The organism is Streptomyces sp. NPDC005805, assembly GCF_040630445.1.
Lineage (GTDB): Bacteria > Actinomycetota > Actinomycetes > Streptomycetales > Streptomycetaceae > Streptomyces.
Genome location: NZ_JBEXXN010000001.1, coordinates 237,411 through 259,193, shown reverse-complemented (window position 1 = coordinate 259,193; position 21,783 = coordinate 237,411). Strand labels below are relative to the sequence as shown.

Genomic DNA, 21,783 nt, shown 5'->3' with positions numbered 1-21,783 from the left:
TTCGCAACATGGAACCCTCGGCAGGCGCACGCGCCCCTGCACACCGAACATCATGTCAAGGTGGCTCAACTCCCTTGATTTGCAAGGACATTGATCATTAACGATCATGCAGAAACGTGCCTGTCAACGCGTGCATATGCGACCGGCCAGACCCACCGCGCGAGCCCTACTATCGGCACGCCATGACAGCAGCAGGGAAGCACCAGGTGAGCCGGACGGACACATCCCACGGGGGCAATCGGCAGGCGCGCGCGGGCATCAGGGACGTCGCCACCGCCGCCGGGGTCTCGATCACAACGGTCTCCGACGCGCTCAACGGGAAGGGCAGACTCCCCGATGCCACCCGTCGGCACGTCCGCGAGGTCGCCGACCGGCTGGGCTACCGCCCCTCCGCCGCGGCCCGCACCCTCCGCACGGGGAAGTCGGGCTTAATCGGTCTGACCGTGACCACCTACGGGGATGAACCTTTCACCTTCACGGAGTTCGCCTACTTCGCGGAGATGGCCAGAGCGGCGACCTCGGCCGCCCTGGCCCGCGGCTACGCCCTCGTCATCCTCCCCGCCACCTCCCGCCACGACGTCTGGTCGAACGTGGCCCTGGACGGCACCGTGGTCATCGACCCCTCCGACGAGGACCCGGTCGTCAGCGAGCTGGTCCGCCAGGGGCTGCCCGTCGTCTCCGACGGCCGCCCGGCCGGCAGCCTGCCGGTCACCGCCTGGGTGGACAACGACCACGAGGCGGCCGTCATCGACCTCCTCGACCACCTCGCGGACGCGGGGGCGCGCCGGATCGGCCTGCTCACCGGCACCAGCACGGACACGTACACCCATCTGTCGACGACCGCCTACCTCAACTGGTGCGAGCGCGTCGGGCAGGACCCGGTCTACGAGTCCTATCCGGCCCACGACCCCTGCGCGGGGGCCGTCGCGGCCGACCGGCTGCTCGCCCGGCCCGACCGCCCGGACGCGGTCTACGGGCTCTTCGACCCCAACGGCACGGACCTGCTGGCCGCCGCCCGGCGCTACGGCCTGCGAGTGCCCGAGGACCTGCTGCTGGTGTGCTGCAGCGAGTCGGTCGTGTACGCCGCGACCGAGCCGCCGATCACCACCCTGTCCCTCAAGCCCCGCCGCATCGGCACCGCGGTGGTCCAGCTCCTGATCGACGCCATCGAGGGCGTGGAGCACGACGGGCCCATCGAACAGGTGATACCGACCGAACTGATCGTCAGGACCTCCTCCCAGCGCCGCCCTCCGCGTACCACCGTCAGCGCGCCGCGGTCCCCGGAGAAGGGCTGAGTCGTGTGCGGGAGTTGTCCGCCGGACCAGGGCCGGACACCTCCTGCCCCAGGGAGTGTCCGGAAGGTCGTGCCGTTCGCCCGGACGCCGCGAACCAGGCGAGACGTTCCGGACACGACCCAGGTCCGGACCTTCTCAATTGGGATGAAACAGTCGATGAACCAGGGGTGCGGCACGATTCATCACCCCTGGTGCGTCACACACCGCCTGGCTCATTCCTATGATGGGCGAACGACACCGCGGACCACCCCGACCAGGCTGGGCCGAGAGGTGAACGGCGGCGCGACGGTGGTGGAGGGGTCGATGACTCAGGGGGCCGGTCAAGGACCCGTGGTGCGGACGGCGACACTGCGCGACTTCCGCGTACCCCCGTACGCGCAGGTGCCCGTGCAGTCGCAGTCCGTGGACCCCGGACACGCCGCCCACCCGGGCAACGCCTTCCCCGACGGCGAGACCCCCGAGGGCTACACCCCCACCGAGCGCAACCTCCCGGTGATCGGCAGCGGCGGCGGCCCCGGCGACACCGTCCAGGTCGTCGTCGACCCCGAGGAGCAGCCCGCGCCCGCCGCGAACGGCGGCCTCGGCCCCCTCTACGTCGTCGGGGACGTCCACGGCTACCTGGAGGAACTCGTCGCGGCCCTCGCCGAGAAGGGCCTGATCGACGCCGACCTCCACTGGGCCGCGGGCAACGCCCGGCTCTGGTTCCTCGGCGACTTCACCGACCGGGGCCCCGACGGCATCGGCGTCATCGACCTGGTCATGCGCCTCTCCGCCGAGGCCGCGGCCGCCGGCGGGTACTGCAAGGCCCTCATGGGCAACCACGAGCTGCTGCTCCTCGGCGCCAAGCGCTTCGGCGACACCCCGGTCAACTCCGGCGCCGGCACCGCCACCTTCCAGGCCGCCTGGCTCCTCAACGGCGGCCAGAAGTACGACATGGACCGCCTCCAGGACGTCCATCTCCAGTGGATGTCCCGCCTCGACGCCATCGTCGAGGAGGACGGCCACCTGCTGCTGCACTCGGACACCACCGCGTACCTGGACTACGGCTCCACCGTCGAGGACGTCAACGACGCCGTACACGAGGTCCTGACGGCCAACGACGCCGACCAGTGCTGGGACCTGTTCCGCAAGTTCACCAAGCGCTTCGCCTTCCGCGACGAGGGCGGCCCCGACGCCGTGCGCGAGCTGCTCGCGGCCTACGGCGGCAGCCGCGTGGTGCACGGCCACAGCCCGATCCCCTACCTCCTCGGCGAAGTGGGCACCGAGGACGGCGAGGACGGCGAGCGCCCGGCGGTCGAGGGACCGCACGTCTACGCGGACGGTCTCGCCATCGCGATGGACGGCGGAGTGACCATGGCCGGAAAGCTTCTGGTGCAACAGCTCCCCTTGCAGGACTGATCCGCTTCCCCACAGGCGATTTACGGAAACCCTCTGTCACCCTGCGCCGGAACCGCTCTACCATCGGGTCATCCGTAGCAGGCTCTCCTCCGTTTCCGCCCGACTGCCCGGTCCCCACCGGTCGATCCGGCCCTACGGAGCATCGGGGGATGCACATGAACAGCGCTCCGCACCTGCTGAACGAGGACCGCGCCGACTATGAGCGGGTCCTCGCCGAGGCACTGCGCACCGCCCACGAGGACCGGGATCCGGCCACCGTGGGAGCGCGCCTGACCAGTGAACAGCTGCGCGCCACGGCCCTGAACGCGACGGCCCTGATCACGGCCGCCGCGGCGGCCGAGTACGACCAGTACGTGAAGCTGCGCGCCGAGAGCCGCTCCGCCACGGCCGCGGGCGTCCTCGCGCCCGCCGTCGGCGGGGCCGGGGAGGCGGGCGCGGGCGTGGCGGCGGTGGCCGCCGTCCTCGCCCCGCTACTGGCCGGCACCGCGGCGGCGATCCTGCTGATCGTCGGCTATCTGCTGAAGATGCTCAGCCCGCCGCCGCCCTTCGCCGACACCCTGCTGTCGACCGGCTGGGTGTTCGGCGCGCTCACCGCCGCCGCGATCCTGGTGGCCGCCGTCGCCCTGCTGCTCACGGCGCTGCGCAACGACGCCAGCCATGTCGCCGACGGCGGCGGGCCGGACCGGGTGCCCGAGGAGGTGGCCCTCGCCCGGGACGCCTGGTGCGAAGCGCTGCTGCACCGGGGCATGCTGCCCTTCCTGCGCGCGGCCCTCGCGGAGCAGCGGCCCGCGAAGACGGCCGTGGACCCGCCGCGTTCCACGAGCCGGATACCGAAGATCGGCTACAGCGGTCCGGACTTCTCCAGCCCCGCCGAGGGCCGGAGCACGGACCGCCGGCCGACCTTCAGCAGCCCGGACTTCTCCAGCCCCGACTTCGGCGGCCCGGAACACCAGCCGGACTGACCGCCCGCGCCCCGCCCAGGTCGCGGCGGGGCGGCGGCCGGTGCCGGGGCCGGAGACGGGGCCGGAGGCGGCGGCTCCCCCGGGGCCCGGTGCGCCGGTCAGTCCGCCAGCGGCAGATAGACCCGGTTGCCCGCCGCGGCGAACTCCGCGGACTTCTCCGCCATCCCCGCCTCGATCTCCTCCTGGCTGCCGCCGTGCTTGCGCCGGATGTCCTGGGAGATCTTCATCGAGCAGAACTTCGGCCCGCACATCGAGCAGAAGTGCGCGGTCTTCGCCGGCTCCGCGGGCAGCGTCTCGTCGTGGAACTCCCGCGCCGTGTCCGGGTCGAGGGCCAGGTTGAACTGGTCCTCCCAGCGGAACTCGAAGCGGGCGTCGGAGAGCGCGTCGTCCCACTCCTGGGCGCCCGGGTGCCCCTTCGCCAGGTCCGCCGCGTGCGCCGCGATCTTGTAGGTGATCACACCGGTCTTCACGTCGTCGCGGTCCGGCAGCCCCAGGTGCTCCTTGGGGGTGACGTAGCAGAGCATCGCGGTGCCCCACCAGGCGATCATGGCCGCGCCGATGCCCGAGGTGATGTGGTCGTACGCCGGGGCGACATCGGTGGTCAGCGGGCCCAGGGTGTAGAACGGCGCCTCCTCGCAGATCTCCTGCTGGAGGTCGATGTTCTCCTTGATCTTGTGCATCGGGACATGGCCCGGGCCCTCGATCATGGTCTGCACGTTGTGCCGCTTGGCGATGGTGTTCAGCTCGCCGAGCGTCCTCAACTCGGCGAACTGCGCCTCGTCGTTGGCGTCCGCGATCGAGCCGGGCCGCAGGCCGTCGCCGAGGGAGTACGTCACGTCGTACGCGGCGAGGATCTCGCAGAGCTCCTCGAAGTTCTCGTACAGGAAGGACTCCTTGTGGTGCGCCAGGCACCACGCGGCCATGATCGAGCCGCCGCGGGAGACGATGCCCGTCTTGCGGCGCGCGGTGAGCGGGACATAGCGCAGCAGCACACCGGCGTGCACCGTCATGTAGTCGACGCCCTGCTCCGCCTGCTCGATGACCGTGTCCTTGTAGATGTCCCAGGTCAGGTCCTCGGCCCGGCCGTCCACCTTCTCCAGGGCCTGGTACAGCGGCACGGTGCCGATGGGCACCGGGGAGTTGCGCAGCACCCACTCGCGGGTGGTGTGGATATTGCGGCCGGTGGACAGGTCCATGACCGTGTCGGCGCCCCAGCGGGTCGCCCAGGTCATCTTCTCGACCTCCTCCTCGATGGAGGAGGTGACGGCGGAGTTGCCGATGTTGGCGTTGACCTTCACCAGGAACCGCTTGCCGATGATCATCGGCTCGATCTCCGGGTGGTTGACGTTGGCGGGCAGCACGGCCCGGCCGGCCGCGATCTCCTCCCGCACCACCTCGGGCGCCACGTTCTCCCGGACGGCCACGTACTCCATCTCGGGCGTGATCTCGCCCCGGCGTGCGTACGCGAGCTGGGTCACCGCGGCCCCGCCGCGGCCGCGCCGGGGCTGGCGCGGACGGCCGGGGAAGACCGCGTCCAGGTTCCGCAGCCCGCCGCGCGGGGAGGTGTGCTTGATGCCGTCGTCCTCGGGGCGCACGGGGCGGCCCGCGTACTCCTCGGTGTCGCCGCGCGCGATGATCCAGTTGTCGCGCAGCGGAGGCAGCCCGCGGCGGACGTCGGTCTCCACCTGGGGATCGGTATAGGGCCCGGACGTGTCGTAGAGCGTGACGTCCTTGCCGTTGGTGAGATGCACTGTGCGCACCGGCACCCGGATGTCGGGGCGGGAGCCCTCGACGTAACCCTTGTGCCAGCCGATGGACTTCCCGGCCTCGTCGTTCTGGTTGGAGGCAGGCGTGCGTGCGTCCGATACGGTCATGAGACCTACTCCCTACGCCGGCATTACCCGGTAACAGGTTCGGCGGTCGGCGCAGCTTCCCGTCCCGATCGACGGAGGTCAGCGCCCTCTCAGCCCGGTGCTCCGAGCTCCCGCGTGTGCAAAGGTGCCACCACGCTAACGCCATGTCTGGCGCGCTGAACAGAGGGCCCCTCCCGTTCTTGCGATGATCTGCCGGTGACCTCTTCGCCGCAGCCACCCGATCCGCACGGCCACGACGACGGCGCTCCCCCCGCCCGGGGAGCCGCTCACGACCACCACGCCGCCGTCGGCCATGTCCACGCGCACGGGCCCGTCGCGCCCGTCTCCCAGCACCTCCGCAAGGTCATCGCCGCGGTGCTGATCCCCTTCGCGACGGCGGTCCTCGTCGGACTGGCCGTGCTCTGGCCGGGCAGCACCCCCGGCCACGAGCGGACCGGTGTCGGCTTCGACCGGCAGATCGAGCAGGGCAGGGTGGTGAGCGTCGAGCGGGTCGACTGCGCCGACGTCAACGCCGGGCAGGTGCCGCCGACCGAGAACCCGACCGCGCCCGAGGGCCGCGAGGCGGAGCGGGCCCAGCAGGGGGAGTGCGGCCGGGCCACCGTCGAGGTCACCAGCGGCAAGGACAAGGGCCGTCAGTTCACGGAGATCGTCCAGCCGGACGCGCCACGGCAGTTGGCGGAGGGCCAGGGCGTCCGGGTGGCGTACGCGCCGGACGCGCCCCGCGACCTCCAGTACTCGGTCACCGATGTGGACCGCGGGGTTCCGATGGCCCTGCTGGCCGGCATCTTCGCCGTGGTGGTGGTGCTGGTGGGGCGGATGCGGGGGGTGATGGCGCTGATCGCGCTCGCCGCCTCGTTCGCGCTGCTGACCCTGTTCATCCTGCCGGCGATCCTGGAGGGGTCGAATCCGCTGATCGTCGCGGTGGTCGGGGCCAGCGCGATCATGCTGATCGCGCTCTACATGTGCCACGGTGTCAACGCCCGTACCTCGGTGGCGGTCCTGGGCACCCTGATCTCGCTGCTGCTGATCGGCCTGCTCGGCTCCCTGTTCATCGGCTGGGCCAGCCTCAGCGGCAACACGGACGACAACACCGGTCTGATCAAGGGGCTCTACCCGGAGATCGACATGAGCGGCCTCCTGCTGGCCGGTGTGATCATCGGTTCGCTCGGTGTGCTCGACGATGTGACGGTGACCCAGACCTCGGCCGTCTGGGAGCTGCACCAAGCCGACCCGTCCCAGGGGCCGCGTGCCCTCTACCGCGCGGCGATCCGTATCGGCCGCGACCACATCGCCTCGGTGGTCAACACCCTGGTGCTGGCGTACGCGGGCGCCGCCCTCCCGCTGCTGCTGCTCTTCTCGATCGCGCAGTCGAGCGTGGGCACGGTCGCGACCAGCGAGCTGGTGGCGGAGGAGATCGTGCGGACCCTGGTCGGCTCGATCGGCCTCGTCGCCTCGGTGCCGGTGACCACCGCGCTCGCCGCCCTGGTCGTCTCGGCGGACCGGCCGGGGGACACGGCCGGTTCCGGTGGACGCCCGGCGGCGGCCTCCCGGGGCGGCCGTGGGCGCCGCCGCAAGAAGTAGCCGGTCCGGCCGGCGGGTTCCGCCGTCCGAGGGGAGCGGCGACCGGGGCGGCCTCAGCCGGCGTTCTCCGCGAGGATCCGCCCCAGCGCGTCCTCCAGGCTGGTCTCGAAGTCGCCGAGGGCGAGTTCCTCGCCGAGCGGCACCAGCTTGTCCGTGCGGTCGAGGAAGGCGACCAGCGGCGGTGCGCCGACTCTGAACAGCGCCGAGTCCTCGCCCACCCGGAGGCGGATGTGCACGTCCGAGAGGGCCTCGGGCCCGGTCGGCGCGATGTGCACATCGCCGTCGCCGCTGGGCGCGTTGATCCCGTCGAGCAGCAGCTCCCGGCCGAAGGCCCAGGTCACCGGGGCGTCGCCGGGCAGGTGGAACGTCATCCGGACCGCGTACGGATCGGACGTCTCATAGCGCAGCTCCACCGGGATCCGGAAGGAGAGCTCCTCGGAGACGAGGAAGCTCATCAGGACCTCGGCCTGAACCGACTCGCGCATCACATACCTCGCAGTAGATGAAGCCTTGCATGAACGTGCGGACGTGCTGGCGTGCTGATGAGGCGCAGGAATATGGCCGGGAACGACCCTCTTGACCCTCTTGACGCCATCGTGCTGGAAGCGCTAGCAGATCACAAGGAGTGATATTTCAGATACTGATAGAGAACCAGCGTGACCCCATCAGACCACTTACTCCCGCCCGCAACTGCTCAACTGCCGGGTGAAGTCGCGCTTCTTGATGAACGGGCAGCGAAATGGCCACCGTTGCGGGCAGGTCACCCAGAGTGATCGGTATCGCCGCGCAAACGGTCCCGAGCGCGTACTCCTGGCGCTCGAAGCAGGGCTGGCCGGGGCCGGTGCGCGCGATCCGGCGCAGCAGGGCCGGGCGGTCGCGCACGGAGTGGGGCGTCACCGGCTGCACGGGGTGCCGGTCGAGATGGTCGAGGCGGGCCGCCTCGTCGAGCTGCCCGAGCAGGCACTGGCCGATCGCGTGGGCGTGCCCGGTCTCACGGAAGTCGGCCCACTCGGCGACCGCCGGCGCGTACGGGGTGTCCGAGATCGACACGAGTTCGATCTCGCCCTCGCGGTACACGGCGAAGTAGACGGCGACACCGATCGCGTCCCGCCAGTGGGACAGGGACTCCTCGATCGTGCCGCGACGATTCTGCGCCGCGGCCCCCTGCGCCAGCCGGTCCACGGCGGACCCGAGGGTGAACACCCCGTTGTCCCGGCGCAGATAGTCCTCGTACGTCAGGGTGCGGAGCAGATGGTAGGCGGTGGGCAGGGGGAGCCCGGCCTCGCGCGCGAGCTGTTTCGCGGGGGCGCCGTCGCGGTGCGCCCCGGCCGCCTCCAGCAGCCTCAACGCGCGCTGCACCGAGCCGATCAGGGTAGGGACGGCGGAGTTCGCGGCTCCGGCCACAGGTCACCCCCAGGGCAGAGGGCTGCCACTCTAACGGCAGGGCCCGGCCGGGACGGGCCCTCTCGGGACCGTTCCCCCGGCCGGGCTAACGGCACGCGCCACAGCGGGCCACCGGTCGCCGTCCGCCCGCGGTCACCAGTCGCCGCGCGAGGACTCCGAGGAGCTCATGAACTTCCGTACGACGAAGACGAGACCCGCCACCAGCGCGACGAACAGCAGCACCTTGAACAGCACTCCGACGACGAAGGTGACGAGGCTCGTGATGAGCCCGCCGAACACCACGAGGGCGAGGACGGGCACCGCGATCCACTTCACCCACCACGGCATCCCCGCGAAGATCTCCCGCACAGCCATCGTCCCTACCTCTTTCTCCGAGTGCGTGCTTCCGATGCTAGGCGCCCGGGGTGGGCCGCCGGACGCCCGCGAGCCCTTGAAGACCCCTGAGCGGACCCCTAGGGAATCCGGGGCCGTCTCCCCCGAGCCGGGCGGTTTCGCCCTGGGGCCGTCCGACCGGTTCAGCCCTCCGGGGGCGAGAAGACGACCATCACCCGGAGGTCCTCGCTGATGTGGTGGAACTTGTGCGGCACCCCGGCCGGTACGTAGACCACGCTGCCGCGCCCGACCTGGGTCGTCTCCATGCCGACCGTGATCGCCGCCCGGCCGCTGACGACGAAGTACACCTCGTCCTGCTGGTGCGGCAGCTGCGGGTCGAGCTGCCCCGCGTCCAGCGCGTACAGCCCCACCGACATGTTCCGCTCCCGGAGGAACTGCAGATACGCGCCGTCGTTGGCCGCGCGCTCCGCCTCCAGTTCGTCCAGCCGGAATGCCTTCATCGCCGCCCCGCCCCTGCCTTGGTCCGATCGTGTCTGCCACGATCAGACACATGATGAATTTCCTCGTCAAGACGCTCGCGAACGCGGGAGCCCTGCTCGTCGCCATCTGGCTCGTGCAGGACATCACGCTCACCGGTGACAGCACCGGGAAGAAGGCGCTCAGCCTCGTCCTGGTCGCCCTGATCTTCGGCCTGGTGAACTTCTTCGTGAAGCCCCTGGTCCAGGTGCTCACCCTGCCCCTGTTCATCCTCACACTCGGCCTGATCACCCTGGTGATCAACGCGCTGATGCTGCTGCTGACCTCCTGGCTGGCGGACCAGTTCAACCTGAACTTCCATGTCGAGGGCTTCTGGACCGCGGTCCTCGGCGGCCTGATCATCTCCATCGTGTCGTGGGCACTGAACGTCGTCCTGCCGGACAAGGACTGACCGCCGAGGAGGGAACGACATGACCAGTACACCCCTGGGGGAGGGCACACGAGCGGTACGGGCGGGCCTCCCGGAGCCGGTGAACCATGAACCGACCCTCCCGGGACCGGTGTTCGCCGCCCACTTCCACCTCTCCGGTGACCCGACGGGCCCCTATACCTACGGCCGCGACGGCAACCCCACCTGGACCCGCCTGGAGCAGGCCATCGGCGAGCTGGAGGCACCGGGCGGGAGCGTGGAGACCGTCGCCTTCGCCTCCGGGATGGCCGCCGTCTCCGCCGTCCTCTTCTCCCAGCTCCGCGCCGGCGACGCCGTGGTCCTGCCCGACGACGGCTACCAGGCGCTCCCCCTCGTGCGCGAGCAGCTGGCGGCCTACGGCGTCGAGGTGCGCACCGCGCCGACCGCGGGCGACGCCCAGCTCGCCGTCCTCGACGGGGCGCGGCTGCTGTGGATCGAGACCCCGTCCAACCCCGGCCTGGACGTCTGTGACGTGCGCCGGCTGACCGAGGCGGCGCACGCGGCGGGCGCGCTCGTCGCCGTCGACAACACCCTGGCCACACCGCTCGGGCAGCGGCCCCTGGAGCTGGGCGCGGACTTCTCGGTGGCCAGCGACACCAAGGGGCTGATCGGCCACGGCGACATCCTGCTCGGTCATGTCAGCTGCCGGGACGCGGGTCTGGCGGAGGGGGTGCGGCGCTGGCGGAAGATCGCCGGCGCCATCCCCGGGCCGATGGAGGCGTGGCTCGCCCACCGCTCTCTCGCGACCCTTCAGCTCCGGGCCGAGCGGCAGTGCGCCAGCGCCCTCACCCTCGCCCGGGCCCTCGGGAAGCGCCCCGAGATCACCGGGCTGCGCCACCCCGGCCTGCCGGAGGACCCCTCGCACGCGGTGGCCTCGCGGCAGATGAGCCGCTTCGGCTCGGTGGTCTCCTTCGTCCTGCCCGACCGGGCCCACGCGGAGCGCTTCCTCGCCGCGCTGCACCTGGTGGAGGACGCCACCAGCTTCGGGGGAGTGCGTTCGACGGCGGAGCGCCGGGGGCGCTGGGGCGGGGACGCGGTCCCGGAGGGCTTCATCCGCTTCTCCGTCGGGGTGGAGGACGCCGAGGACCTCCTCGCCGACGTGGAACGGGCCCTGGACGAGGCCGCCACGGGCTGATCGGCCGTACCTCCGGGCTGCACCTCCGGGCCCGCCGGACGGTACGCGTACATGCCGGACGGTCCGAGCCTCCCCCCTCGTGGCTCGGACCGCCCCGGTCCCCCGCCGTACGAAGAACCGTGCGGACAAGGCTAGTTGACTCTGCGTCAGTGTCCAATCACGGTAGCGACAGCGACCTATCGACTTATTTATAGTTGGGCGGGTTCGAGGCCGTCGGCGGGTCGGGAGGGGCATGACATGGATCTGGCCCTGTTGCGCACATTCGTCACGGTGCACCGGGCCGGCTCCTTCACCCGCGCCGCGGCCCTCCTCGGTCTCTCCCAGCCGGCCGTGACCGGCCAGATACGCACCCTGGAACGCCAGCTCGGCCGCCCCCTCTTCCTGCGCCAGGCCCGTGGGGTCACCCCCACCACCATCGGTGACGAGCTGGCCCACCGGGCGGCCCCGCACCTGGACGCCCTGCTGGAGATCACCGAGGCCGGGCTCGACGAGGAGTCCCCGGTCCGCACCCTGCACCTCGCCGGGCCGCCCGAGTTCACCACCCTGCGCGCGCTGCCCGCCCTCACGCCCCTGACCGGGCAGGGCCTGGCCCTGCGCACCTCCTTCGGCAACGCCGAGGAGACCCTCGACGGGCTCGCCGCGGGCCACCACGATCTGGCGATCACCACCGCCCGCCCCCGGGGCCGGCTGCTCAGCCCGACCGCCCTCTGCGACGAGGAACACGTCCTGGTCGCCGCTCCGCGCTGGGCGGCCCGCCTCGGTCCCGACGGCCTCCGCAAGGGGCATGTGGTCCTGGAACAGCTCCCGGTGGTGGAGGTACACGAGTCGCTGCCGCTGGTCTCCCGCTACTGGCACGCGGTCTTCGACTCGCCCCCGGCGGCCGCGGGCACCGTGATCGCCCCCGATCTCCGCGCGGTGCTGGAGGCCACGGCGGCGGGCGCCGGGCTGGCGGTCCTGCCCCGCTATCTGTGCGAGGAGGCGCTGCGGCGCGGCCGGGTCGTCGCCCTCCACGAACCCGCCGTTCCCCCGCTGCGGACCTACTTCCTCGTCGTACGCACCGGAACCCTGGCCCATCCGCACATCGCGCGGGCCCATGAGTGCCTGCTCACGGCCGCCGCCGGCTGGTGAAGGCGGGCCCGTGGCCCGGGGTCGGTTTCAGACGCCCCCGGCTGGGCCACTCTCTTGCCATGACCGAACGACCAGTGGTCAAGCGCACCGCACGCGCCGTTCTGCTCGACGGGCCGGACCTCGTCCTGATCAAGCGCACCAAGCCGGGAGTCGATCCCTACTGGCTCACGCCCGGCGGCGGGGTCGAGCCGGAGGACGCCACCGTCGTGGACGCCCTGCACCGCGAGGTCCACGAGGAACTGGGCGCCAAGATCACCGATGTGGTGCCCTGCTTCGTCGACACCGTGGAGCACATCGCGGACGGCGGGGTGACCGGGGTGAAGGTGCAGCACTTCTTCGTCTGCCGGCTGGAGTCCATGGACCCCTCCCTGCGCCACGGCCCCGAGGTCGACGAACCCTGCGGCGAGTACGAGATCGTCCGGGTGCCGTTCAGCCGGGTCGGCATCGCCGCCGTGCACCTGGTCCCGCTCTCCCTGCGCCACTACCTGGACGGCAACATCGAGGGCGTACGGGCGATGCACGCCCACGACCTCGGCTGAACCGCCGGGCCCTCCGGCACCGGCTCAGCCGCCGACGGCGACCAGGTCCTCCAGCGAGTCGTGCCGGATCCGCTCGCCCGGGATGCCGATACGGCGCAGCGCGTCGATCCCGCTGCGGATCATCCCGGGCGGCCCGGACAGATAGGCGTCGAAGCCGTGCCAGGGCCCGTGCCGGCCGTAGTCGCGCAGAACCGCCGGGAACTGGGCGCGGTCGTCCACCACGGGCCGCACGGAGAGCCAGGGGTGCGCCTGCTGGAGGCGCAGCATGGTGTCGATGTCGTAGAGGTCGTAGTCGGTGCGCGCGCCGTAGAAGACCTCCACCGTGCGCCGCTCGCCGTGTTCGGCCACGTCCTCGACGAGGGCCTTGATGGGGGCGATCCCCGTGCCGCCGCCGAGGCAGAGGAGACCGCTGTCGGTGGTGTGGTCGACCGTCATCGACCCGGCCGGGGGCCCCAGTCGCAGCACGTCTCCCGGACGGGCCCGGTGCACCAGCGCGTTGGAGACCCATCCGGCGGGAACGGCCTTGACGTGGAAGGTCAGCAGGCCGTCGGAGCGGGGCGCGCCGGCGAAGGAGTAGTGCCGCCAGACGCGGGGCCACCAGGGGGTCTCCAGCGTGGTGTACTGCCCGGCCAGGAAGGCGTACGGCTGGTCCGGGCGGACCGTGACCACCGCGACGTCCGGGGTGCGCAGGTCGTGGGAGACCACCTCGGCCTGCCACCAGGCGGGGGCGTGCCGCTCGTCCTCGGCGGCCGCGTCGATCATGATCTGCGAGATCGTGGTGTACGTCCGGACCCAGGCCGCCTCCGTCGCCGCGTCCCAGGTGCTGGTGGCATAGCGGCTGAGGGCGCCGACCAGGGCCTCGCCCACGGCGGGGTAGTGCGCGGGCTGGGTGCCGTACTTGCGGTGGCCACGGCCCAGATGGCGGAGGTAGTCGGTGAGGACGGCCGCGTTGTCCATGTGCTCCGCGGCCGTGAGCAGCGCCTTGAGGAGCCGGTCGCGCTGGGTGTCCATGGCCACGGGGAACATCGGGCGCAGGGCGGGGTGCCGCACGAAGAGCAGGGCGTAGAAGTACGAGGTGACCTGGTCGGCGACCGGGGCGATCTCCTGGAGGGTCCGGCGGACCAGGATCGCGTCGGGAGAGGCGGGCGGGCCGGGATCGGCGGCCGGGGCGCGGTGGTGCTCGGCCGGCACGGGATCACCGGCCGGGGTGCGATGGGCGGGGTGCTCGGTCGGCGCGGTTGCCGCGGGGCGCCCGGTCGGCACGGGGGGCTCGGCGGGGCCGCCGGCCGGCGGCGTCTCCTCGGCGGGCGCGGGCGGCTCGTCGCGGACGATCGACAGCTGGGGGCGGGTGCGGCGCGCGGCGCCGGAGCCCACCGGCCGTACCGCGCTCACCTGCCGGGACGGCACGGCGCCGGGTCTTCCGCCCGTCTCCGCGCGGCCGCCTTCCGGGTCCGCGGTCCGCTCGGCGTCGCCGCCGTCCGTACCGGACTGTCCTGCCTCACCGGACTGCCGTTCCTCCGTGGCGGGCTGCCGTCGTGGAGTGAACCACTCGCCGTTGCCGCCCGACATCCCGTTCTCTGCCGACGTGGTGGCACGAGCATCCATGTGTCTGCCTCGCCTCGAACATCTCTGGGTCGGGTGCACGCGCGTCCGTGGGCACGGAACGCCGTGCCTTGCCTGCTCTGTCCGCTTCGCCCGCTGACGCAGCATGCCAGGCGGCTCCCGGGAGCGGGACAGAGTCCGGAAAGTCCGGGCAGCCGCATCCCATCCCCTCTAAGCTCATTGCCCCCATGCCGCCGTGCACATGCCCGTCCGCAGCGCCGGACGATCACGCCGTTCGAACCGGCACACAGGGCTCGCACGGATCTCCGCGCCACATCGAACCACCCCTCGGAACACAGCCGTCCAGCTTCACCGCCAACTCTGCACAGCGCCGGTCCGCGATCTTCACGCTCCCGTACCGCCGGTGGATGTCCGCCCGTACCCACTTCCGGGGCCCGGTGTACGCCGGGGCGAGCAGAGGCGCCTGCTCCCCGTGTGGGACGCGCTGGCCTCTCCGGCTCGGCAGTGTGTTTCACGTGAAACCACTCAAGCGCTCCGTTCGCCGCACGGTTCTCGTCGTCCATGTCACCGCCTCCGGGGGCTGGCTCGGGCTGACCCTCGGGCTGCTCGCGCTGGCGCTCACCGCGGCCACCACCCGGTCGCCGGGGGCCGTGGAGGCGTCGTACCGGTCGATGGCGGTCTTCACGGACTGGCTGGTCCTGCCGGTCGCCCTGCTCACGCTCCTCAGCGGCCTGGTGCTGTCCCTGGGCACACACTGGGGTCTCGCCCGGCACCGCTGGGTGTTCCTGAAGTTCTGGCTCACCCTGGCCACGACCGTCGCCTCGGTCCTCCTGCTGCGCCCGAGGGTCGGCGAGGCCGCCGCGGCGGTGGCGGAGGGCTCCCCGGCCGGCGACCCGGCGGGCCTGGTGACCGGCCCCGCGGTCTCCCTCTCCGCCTATCTCTTCATGACCGCCGTCTCGGTGCTCAAACCGTGGGGCCTCACCCGTCGCGGCCGGCGACTGCGTACGGCTGGCCGGCGGCCTCCCGCCGACACCCCCGGCAAGGATGCCGAATCCCACAAAGGGCTGGACGGACGATCACCGCGTCCGACAGCCTGACACCATGTCGACTTCGCTCTCCGAGCTGCCCATCAGGCACCTGACCCATGACGACCTCGTCGCGTGCGCCGACCTGTCCGAGGATCGCGGCTGGCCACGCGAGGAACACAAATGGGGACTGCTGCTGACGGCGGGCACCGGGTACGGCATCGACGACCCCGAGGGCAAGGGCCTGGTCGCCGCCTGCGTGGTGACCGAGTACGGCGGTGACCTCTCGGCGATCGGCATGGTTCTCGTGGCCGAACGCTTCGCCCGCCGCGGTGTCGGAAGGCGGCTGATGCACCACGTCCTGACCGAGACCGGGACCACCCCCCTCACCCTGCACGCCACCCCCAACGGCCGTCCCCTCTACGAGGAGCTGGGGTTCACGACGACCGGCCGGGCGGAAATGGTCCGCGGCCACTTCCGGGCGGACGGCGAGGCGTCCGAGGTCACCACCCGCCCCGCGACCGCCGAGGACCTGGCGGCCCTGGTGCGCCTGGACGCCGAGGTGTTCGGCGTGGACCGCACCCATATGATCACGCGCCTGCCGGCCTTCGCCGACCAGATCCGGGTGGCCGTGCGCGACGGCGAGCTGACCGGATACGCGGCCGCCTGGCCGAACATGGCGACGCAAGTCGTGGGCCCGCTCATCGCCGAGGACACGGAGACCGCGAAGGCGCTGATCGCCTCGCTCGCCGCGCACTCGGACCGGCCGCTGCGCACGGACATCGACGTCCGGCACGAGGAACTGCTGGAGTGGGTCCGCGCCCGCGGCCTGGAGACGATCGCGTTCAACGCCGTGATGACCCGCGGGATTTCGGGTCTGCCGGGGGACTGGACCCGCCGCTTCGCCCCGCTCACGGTCGCCGCCGGCTGACCGCCCCGTCCCTCGGGTGTGTGCCGGGCGTCGTGGACCAAGCGAGACTTTGCGGACACGACCCAGCACCACGGCCCCGCACCGGATTCCGGTGCGGGGCCGTGGCGTCGGTCAGGGACCGCAGCGCGGGGCTTCGGTGCCGGGCGTGGTCAGCGACTCACCAGCTCCGCCTCCCGCACGGCCTCCACAGCAGGCGCGGCCCCGCGGTCACGGCGTTCCAGCGCCGAGGAGAGGACGGCGAGAACCAGGGCCGACGCGGCGAGCAGCGCGCCCACCCAGTTGGGCGCGGTCAGCCCCAGACCGGAGGCGATCACCATGCCGCCGAGCCAGGCGGCCAGGGCGTTGCCGAGGTTGAAGGCGCCGATGTTGACCGCGGAGGCCAGGGTGGGCGCCCCGTGGGCCTGGTCCAGGACACGCTTCTGCAGCGGTGGCACGGTGGCGAAGCCGAGGGCGCCGATGAGGGCGACGGAGACCGCGGCGAGGGCCTTGTGGTGCGCGGTCACGGTGAACAGCGCGATGACCAGCGCCAGGGCGCCGAGCGTGAGGTAGAGCAGCGGCATCAGATGCCGGTCGGCGAAACGCCCGCCGAGCAGATTGCCGCCGACCATACCCAGCCCGAAGAGGACCAGCAGCCAGGTCACGGAGGAGTCGGCGAAGCCGGCCACCTCGGTCATCATCGGCGCGATGTAGGTGATGGCCGCGAAGACACCGCCGAAGCCGAGCACGGTCATCGCCATGGCGAGCAGTACCTGGGCGTTCTTGAAGGCGGCCACCTCGTCGCGGAGCCGGACGCCCTGCGGGGTGGGCACCTCGGGGACGAGCTTCGCGATGCCGGCGAGGCCCACGACACCGAGCGCGGCGACCACGGCGAAGGTGGTGCGCCACCCGATGGACTGGCCGATCAGGGTGCCGCCGGGAACGCCGACGACATTGGCCACGGTGAGACCGGTGAACATCATCGCGATCGCGCCCGCCTTCTTGTGCGGGGCGACGAGGTCGGCGGCCACGACGGCGCCGATGCCGAAGAACGCGCCGTGGGCCAGCGAGGCGACGATCCGTCCGGCGAGCATCGTGCCGAAGGTGGGAGCCAGGGCGGAGAGGAGGTTGCCGACCGTGAACAGGACCATCAGCAGCATCAGCATCCGCTTCCGGGAGATCCTGGTGCCCAGTGCGGTCATCAGCGGAGCCCCGACCACGACGCCGAGTGCGTAGCCGGTCACCAGCAGACCGGAGGTGGGGATCGACACCCCGAAGTCAGCCGCGACCTGGGGCAGAAGGCCCATGATCACGAACTCGGTGGTGCCGATGCCGAAGGCCCCGATCGCCAGAGCCAGAAGCGCGAGAGGCATGGGAGAGACCCTTCCATGGATTGCTGTAGCGCCTTACAAGCGTCCACAATAATTGCATACGCGGGCTAATTGCAAAAGCCGACTATTGCGATAGTCGTCTATCCTGGGCTTTGAGCCGCCTGCCACCGAGGAGGAGACCCATGACTGCGACCGATCCCGCGCTCACCGCCCTCGCTCAGGGCTGGTGCGCTCTCTCGCTCCTGCACGGGCGGATCGAGTCCCACATCGAGAAGGCCCTGGAAGCCCGGCACGGCCTGAGCATGCGCGAGTTCTCCCTGCTCGACGTCCTCAGCAGGCAGCACAGCGGCCCCGGCGGCCACCTCCAGATGAAGCAGGTCGCCGACGCCGTCGTCCTCAGCCAGAGCGCCACCACCCGCCTGGTCACCCGGCTCGAGGACCGCGGGCTGCTGACCCGCTACCTCTGCGACACGGACCGCCGCGGGATCTACACCGACGTCACGGAGGACGGCCTCGCCCTGCTCGGCCAGGCCCGGCCCACCAACGACACCGCCCTGCGCGAAGCCCTCGACGAAGCCGCGAAGAACCCCGAGCTCGCCCCCCTCGTCAGGGCCGTCGAGGAGCTGAGGGTCCCCGCGTAGTCTGCCGGTCATGAGTGATCTTCAGATACGGGCGGCCACCGAGGACGACCTCCCGGCGATCGTCGCCATGCTCGCCGACGACCCCCTCGGCGCCCAGCGCGAGTCCCCCGACGACCTCACGCCGTACCGGGCCGCGTTCGCACGTCTGGACGGCGACCCCCACCAGCACCAGACGGTCGCCGTACGGGACGGCCGGGTGGTCGGCACCCTCCAGCTCACCGTGATCCCGGGCCTGTCCCGGCAGGGGGCCACCCGCTCGGTCATCGAGGCCGTCCGGGTCCACCGGGACGAACGGGGCAGCGGACTCGGGACACAACTGGTCGAGTGGGCCGTCGAGGAGTCTCGGCGCCTCGGCTGCCAGCTGGTCCAGCTCACCTCCGATGTACAGCGCACGGACGCCCACCGCTTCTACGAGCGCCTGGGCTTCACCGCGTCCCATGTCGGGTTCAAGCTGCCCCTCTGACGGCCGCCTCCGACGGCTGCCGACCTCGGTTGCCGGCCCCGGTGCCGGTCCAGCCGGATGTTTCACGTGGAACGTGGAACAGGGCCGGTCGTGTACGACCGACCCTGTTCGGCTGTCTCTGTCGGCGCCCTGGTCGACGGGGGCTCAGCGCCCGCGCCAGCCCTCCTCGTCCACTCCGCCGGGCACCGCGTCGGCAGGTCCGTAGGGCTCCCGTGTGAACACGAAGGACCCCAGATCCAGATGGCTCACCGAGCCGTCGCTCCGGCGCGCCACCGTCAGGGTCTCCCCCGCGTAGTAGCCGTCTAGGCCGGTCCACACCCCGTCCCCCGCCGCGGCGAAGCGCGACCGGCGACCGCCGCCGCGCAGCGGCTCCAGATCCACCCCGCCGCCCTCGGCGAGACGCAGACCGTACGCGTATGTCCCCCAGTACCAGGGGCCGGTGAGCTCCAGCAGCCGGGGATCGGCCTCCGGAAGGGGACGCCAGGGCTCCGGGATGCGCGGCTCCGCCTCCGCGACGATGGCCAGCAGCTCGGCGGCGGTCGTCCCGGCCAGCGGCCCGGAGGTGGCGTTGGTGAGCGCCACCGCGGCGACGCCGTCCGCCACGCTCACCCACAGGCCGGCGAGGAAGCCCGGCAGCGACCCGCAGTGGCCCACCAGGGTGCGTTCCCCGGCCCGCACGATCTGCATGCCGAGGCCGTAGGCGCTCGTCCAGTCACCGGCCTCCGGGGCCACGGACGGCGTCCGCATCTCCCGTACGGAGGCCGCCCCGAGCACCCGGTCGTCCCCCTCCGCGAGGAACCAGGCGAAGCGGCACAGGTCGGCCGCGGTGGACCACAACTGCCCGGCGGGCGCCATCAGTCCAAGGTCCTCGGCCGGCTCCGGCAGCAGCACATCCGCCCAGGGGTGCACGGCCCAGCCGCCGGCGTGCGGCGCGACCGGTTTCGTACTCGTGCGGGTGAGCCCCAGCGGCTCCAGGACCTCCCGCCGCAGGACCTCCTCCCACGGCACCCCGCGGACCGCCGCGACCAGGGCGCCGAGCAGGGTGTACCCGGGGTTGGAGTAGTGGTGCCGGCGCCCCGGCGGATGCATCCGCCCACCCTCGCCGATCACGTCCGCCAGTTCGGGGCGCAGCGAGCCGGGCGTCCGCTCCCACCACGGAGCGGGGGACTCCGCGCTCAGCCCGGCGCTGTGACCGAGGAGTTGAGCGATCGTCACCTCGCCCACCCCGGTCCCGGGCAGGTGCTTCTCCAGGGGATCACCGAGATCCAGGAGCCCTTCGTCGCGCAGGCGCATGACCAGCACGGCCGTGAAGGTCTTGGTGATCGAGCCGACCCGGTACTGCGTGTCCGCGTCGGGGGCGAGCCCCTCCACCCCACTGCGCGCGCCCGTCCACACCAGGTGCCCGTCCCGCAGCACCGCCCCGACATACGACGGCGTGCGCCCCTCGACCTGGGCGACAGCAAGACGGTACAGCAGCGCACGGCGCGTGCCGGGGAGAAGTTCTTCGACTGATGACGTCATGCCCCAGGTCTATCCGGCCGACCCGAGGCAGTCGACTTCTTTACGCCTCGGGATGCCGCACGCCTGGATCAGGTCTGCGCCATGTCCACGAAGCGGGAGTAGTGGCCCTGGAAGGCGACCGTGATCGTCGCCGTCGGGCCGTTTCGGTGCTTGGCGACGATCAGGTCCGCCTCGCCCGCGCGGGGGGACTCCTTCTCGTAGGCGTCCTCGCGGTGGAGCAGGATGACCATGTCGGCGTCCTGCTCGATCGATCCCGACTCACGCAGGTCGGAGACCATGGGCTTCTTGTCCGTCCGCTGCTCGGGGCCTCGGTTCAGCTGGGAGAGCGCGATGACCGGGATCTCCAGCTCCTTGGCCAGCAGCTTCAGGTTCCGGGACATGTCCGAGACCTCCTGCTGGCGGCTCTCGGCGCGCTTGGAGCCGCCCGACTGCATCAGCTGGAGGTAGTCGATGACCACGAGCTTCAGGTCGTTCCGCTGCTTCAGGCGGCGGCACTTGGCCCGGATCTCCATCATCGAGAGGTTCGGCGAGTCGTCGATATAGAGCGGGGCCTGGGAGACGTCCGGCATCCGGCGGGCGAGCCGGGTCCAGTCCTCGTCGGTCATCGTGCCCGAGCGCATATGGTGCAGGGCGACCCGCGCCTCGGCGGAGAGCAGACGCATCGCGATCTCGTTGCGGCCCATCTCCAGGGAGAAGATGACGCTCGGCAGGTTGTTCTTGATCGAGCAGGCCCGGGCGAAGTCCAGCGCCAGGGTGGACTTGCCCATCGCGGGACGGGCCGCGATGACGATCATCTGGCCCGGGTGGAGGCCGTTCGTCAGGGAGTCGAAGTCGGTGAACCCGGTCGGCACACCGGTCATCTCGCCGCTGCGGGAGCCGATCGCCTCGATCTCGTCGAGGGCGCCCTCCATGATGTCGCCGAGCGGGAGGTAGTCCTCGCTGGTCCGCTGCTCCGTGACGGCGTAGATCTCGGCCTGGGCCGAGTTCACGATCTCGTCGACGTCGCCGTCGGCCGCGTATCCCATCTGCGTGATCTTGGTGCCGGCCTCCACCAGCCGGCGGAGCACCGCGCGCTCATGGACGATCTCCGCGTAGTACGAGGCGTTGGCCGCGGTCGGCACCGACTGGACCAGGGTGTGGAGATAGGGGGCCCCGCCGACCCGGGTGATCTCGCCCCGCTTCACCAGCTCGGCGGCCACGGTGATCGGGTCCGCCGGCTCGCCCTTGGCGTACAGGTCCAGGATGGCCTGGTAGACCGTCTCGTGGGCGGGCCGGTAGAAGTCGTGGCCCTTGATGATCTCGACGACGTCGGCGATGGCGTCCTTGGAGAGCAGCATGCCGCCGAGGACCGACTGCTCCGCGTCCAGGTCCTGGGGTGGGACCCGCTCGAAGCCGGGCCCGCTGTCCCAGCTGCCGCCGTCGCTGCCCCGGTCGTGGCGGTCCTCCCGGCTGCCGCGGCTCCCGCCGCCGTCGCCACGGCGGCGGGACGCGGGGAGGCGGTCCCCCGGGGTGTCGGCCGCCCACGGGTCGTCCAGGGGTTCGGAAATGCTCACCCGCGGCCACCTCCTCCCGTCCGCCTCGCGGACCTCTGCCGTGGCATTCTTTCTACGCCACGGCACCGACAAATCGAGTCGCTGGACTCCGCTTTCGGCGCGTCGGGCGACGGTCCACGGTAGGCCCGGCGGCACCGTCAGCCAATCTGGTTATCCACAGGCGGTGTGGACGAAGGATCAGATG

The 21,783-nt window shown here is 71.6% G+C and carries 21 protein-coding genes and 1 riboswitch; of the genes, 12 read left to right on the top strand and 9 right to left on the bottom strand.

The features are described from left to right. Positions 1–182 precede the first annotated feature (182 nt). The 3 genes from ABZ457_RS01205 to ABZ457_RS01195 all read left to right on the top strand — a co-directional run bounded on the left by ABZ457_RS01205 (position 183) and on the right by ABZ457_RS01195 (position 3,655). On the top strand, positions 183–1,295 hold the full coding sequence (locus ABZ457_RS01205) for a LacI family DNA-binding transcriptional regulator (protein WP_359152518.1): 1,113 nt from the start codon (positions 183–185) through the stop codon (positions 1,293–1,295). Positions 1,296–1,598: 303 nt separating this feature from the next. Continuing rightward, positions 1,599–2,693: a metallophosphoesterase gene (locus ABZ457_RS01200; RefSeq protein WP_359152516.1), complete on the top strand. Its 1,095-nt coding sequence runs from the start codon at positions 1,599–1,601 to the stop codon at positions 2,691–2,693. Positions 2,694–2,842: 149 nt separating this feature from the next. Continuing rightward, positions 2,843–3,655: a hypothetical protein gene (locus tag ABZ457_RS01195; protein WP_359152514.1), complete on the top strand. Its 813-nt coding sequence runs from the start codon at positions 2,843–2,845 to the stop codon at positions 3,653–3,655. Positions 3,656–3,753: 98 nt separating this feature from the next. Here the strand turns inward: ABZ457_RS01195 and thiC are convergent, their stop codons facing one another. After that, positions 3,754–5,529 carry a phosphomethylpyrimidine synthase ThiC gene (gene thiC, locus ABZ457_RS01190; RefSeq protein WP_359152512.1) on the bottom strand — a complete coding sequence of 592 codons (1,776 nt, stop codon included), beginning with the start codon at positions 5,527–5,529 and terminating at the stop codon, positions 3,754–3,756. After that, a riboswitch (TPP riboswitch) is annotated at positions 5,522–5,653 on the bottom strand. (Overlaps the previous gene by 8 nt.) Before the next feature lie 71 nt (positions 5,654–5,724). On the opposite strand from thiC, the gene ABZ457_RS01185 reads away from it, so the two are divergent. Then, positions 5,725–7,110 (top strand): YibE/F family protein, encoded by a 1,386-nt coding sequence (locus ABZ457_RS01185; RefSeq protein WP_359152510.1) that lies wholly within the window; start codon positions 5,725–5,727, stop codon positions 7,108–7,110. A 53-nt stretch (positions 7,111–7,163) separates the two neighbouring features. Here ABZ457_RS01185 and ABZ457_RS01180 read toward each other — a convergent pair whose 3' ends face one another. The 4 genes from ABZ457_RS01180 to ABZ457_RS01165 all read right to left on the bottom strand — a co-directional run bounded on the left by ABZ457_RS01180 (position 7,164) and on the right by ABZ457_RS01165 (position 9,347). Then, on the bottom strand, positions 7,164–7,595 hold the full coding sequence (locus tag ABZ457_RS01180; protein WP_359152508.1) for an SsgA family sporulation/cell division regulator: 432 nt from the start codon (positions 7,593–7,595) through the stop codon (positions 7,164–7,166). Positions 7,596–7,743: 148 nt separating this feature from the next. Beyond that, positions 7,744–8,514, bottom strand: a complete 771-nt coding sequence (locus tag ABZ457_RS01175; RefSeq protein ID WP_359152506.1) for a helix-turn-helix domain-containing protein — start codon at positions 8,512–8,514, stop codon at positions 7,744–7,746. A gap of 132 nt (positions 8,515–8,646) precedes the next feature. Beyond that, positions 8,647–8,862 (bottom strand): DUF5326 family protein, encoded by a 216-nt coding sequence (locus ABZ457_RS01170; RefSeq protein WP_359152682.1) that lies wholly within the window; start codon positions 8,860–8,862, stop codon positions 8,647–8,649. Between the two features lie 167 nt (positions 8,863–9,029). Beyond that, on the bottom strand, positions 9,030–9,347 hold the full coding sequence (locus ABZ457_RS01165) for a cupin domain-containing protein (RefSeq protein ID WP_359152504.1): 318 nt from the start codon (positions 9,345–9,347) through the stop codon (positions 9,030–9,032). 50 nt (positions 9,348–9,397) lie between these two features. On the opposite strand from ABZ457_RS01165, the gene ABZ457_RS01160 reads away from it, so the two are divergent. The 4 genes from ABZ457_RS01160 to ABZ457_RS01145 all read left to right on the top strand — a co-directional run bounded on the left by ABZ457_RS01160 (position 9,398) and on the right by ABZ457_RS01145 (position 12,595). Continuing rightward, positions 9,398–9,775, top strand: coding sequence for a phage holin family protein (locus tag ABZ457_RS01160; protein ID WP_359152502.1), 378 nt, complete (start codon positions 9,398–9,400; stop codon positions 9,773–9,775). Between the two features lie 19 nt (positions 9,776–9,794). Continuing rightward, positions 9,795–10,928 carry a cystathionine gamma-lyase gene (locus ABZ457_RS01155; protein ID WP_359152500.1) on the top strand — a complete coding sequence of 378 codons (1,134 nt, stop codon included), beginning with the start codon at positions 9,795–9,797 and terminating at the stop codon, positions 10,926–10,928. A gap of 237 nt (positions 10,929–11,165) precedes the next feature. Further along, entirely contained in the window at positions 11,166–12,056 is an 891-nt protein-coding gene (locus ABZ457_RS01150) for a LysR family transcriptional regulator (protein WP_359152498.1), read from the top strand. Between the two features lie 59 nt (positions 12,057–12,115). Then, a complete protein-coding gene (locus ABZ457_RS01145; protein WP_026277345.1) occupies positions 12,116–12,595 on the top strand; it encodes an NUDIX hydrolase in 480 nt (159 codons plus the stop codon). Between the two features lie 24 nt (positions 12,596–12,619). Here ABZ457_RS01145 and ABZ457_RS01140 read toward each other — a convergent pair whose 3' ends face one another. Then, on the bottom strand, positions 12,620–14,200 hold the full coding sequence (locus ABZ457_RS01140) for a globin domain-containing protein (protein WP_359152495.1): 1,581 nt from the start codon (positions 14,198–14,200) through the stop codon (positions 12,620–12,622). 473 nt (positions 14,201–14,673) lie between these two features. On the opposite strand from ABZ457_RS01140, the gene ABZ457_RS01135 reads away from it, so the two are divergent. Continuing rightward, positions 14,674–15,255 (top strand): DUF2269 domain-containing protein, encoded by a 582-nt coding sequence (locus tag ABZ457_RS01135; RefSeq protein ID WP_359152493.1) that lies wholly within the window; start codon positions 14,674–14,676, stop codon positions 15,253–15,255. Between the two features lie 4 nt (positions 15,256–15,259). Continuing rightward, entirely contained in the window at positions 15,260–16,114 is an 855-nt protein-coding gene (locus ABZ457_RS01130) for a GNAT family N-acetyltransferase (protein ID WP_359152491.1), read from the top strand. Between the two features lie 149 nt (positions 16,115–16,263). On the opposite strand, the gene ABZ457_RS01125 is transcribed toward ABZ457_RS01130, so the two are convergent. Next, positions 16,264–17,463 carry an MFS transporter gene (locus ABZ457_RS01125; RefSeq protein WP_359152489.1) on the bottom strand — a complete coding sequence of 400 codons (1,200 nt, stop codon included), beginning with the start codon at positions 17,461–17,463 and terminating at the stop codon, positions 16,264–16,266. A 140-nt stretch (positions 17,464–17,603) separates the two neighbouring features. Between ABZ457_RS01125 and ABZ457_RS01120 the strand changes: the two genes are divergently transcribed. Both ABZ457_RS01120 and ABZ457_RS01115 read left to right on the top strand, forming a co-directional pair. Continuing rightward, positions 17,604–18,062 carry a MarR family transcriptional regulator gene (locus tag ABZ457_RS01120; RefSeq protein ID WP_359152487.1) on the top strand — a complete coding sequence of 153 codons (459 nt, stop codon included), beginning with the start codon at positions 17,604–17,606 and terminating at the stop codon, positions 18,060–18,062. Positions 18,063–18,072: 10 nt separating this feature from the next. Next, positions 18,073–18,525 (top strand): GNAT family N-acetyltransferase, encoded by a 453-nt coding sequence (locus ABZ457_RS01115; RefSeq protein WP_359152485.1) that lies wholly within the window; start codon positions 18,073–18,075, stop codon positions 18,523–18,525. A gap of 144 nt (positions 18,526–18,669) precedes the next feature. Here ABZ457_RS01115 and ABZ457_RS01110 read toward each other — a convergent pair whose 3' ends face one another. Continuing rightward, complete coding sequence (locus ABZ457_RS01110) at positions 18,670–20,046, bottom strand: serine hydrolase domain-containing protein (protein WP_359152483.1); 1,377 nt, start codon at positions 20,044–20,046, stop codon at positions 18,670–18,672. A 68-nt stretch (positions 20,047–20,114) separates the two neighbouring features. Beyond that, complete coding sequence (gene dnaB, locus ABZ457_RS01105) at positions 20,115–21,599, bottom strand: replicative DNA helicase (protein WP_018846122.1); 1,485 nt, start codon at positions 21,597–21,599, stop codon at positions 20,115–20,117. Between the last annotated feature and the right edge of the window lie 184 nt (positions 21,600–21,783).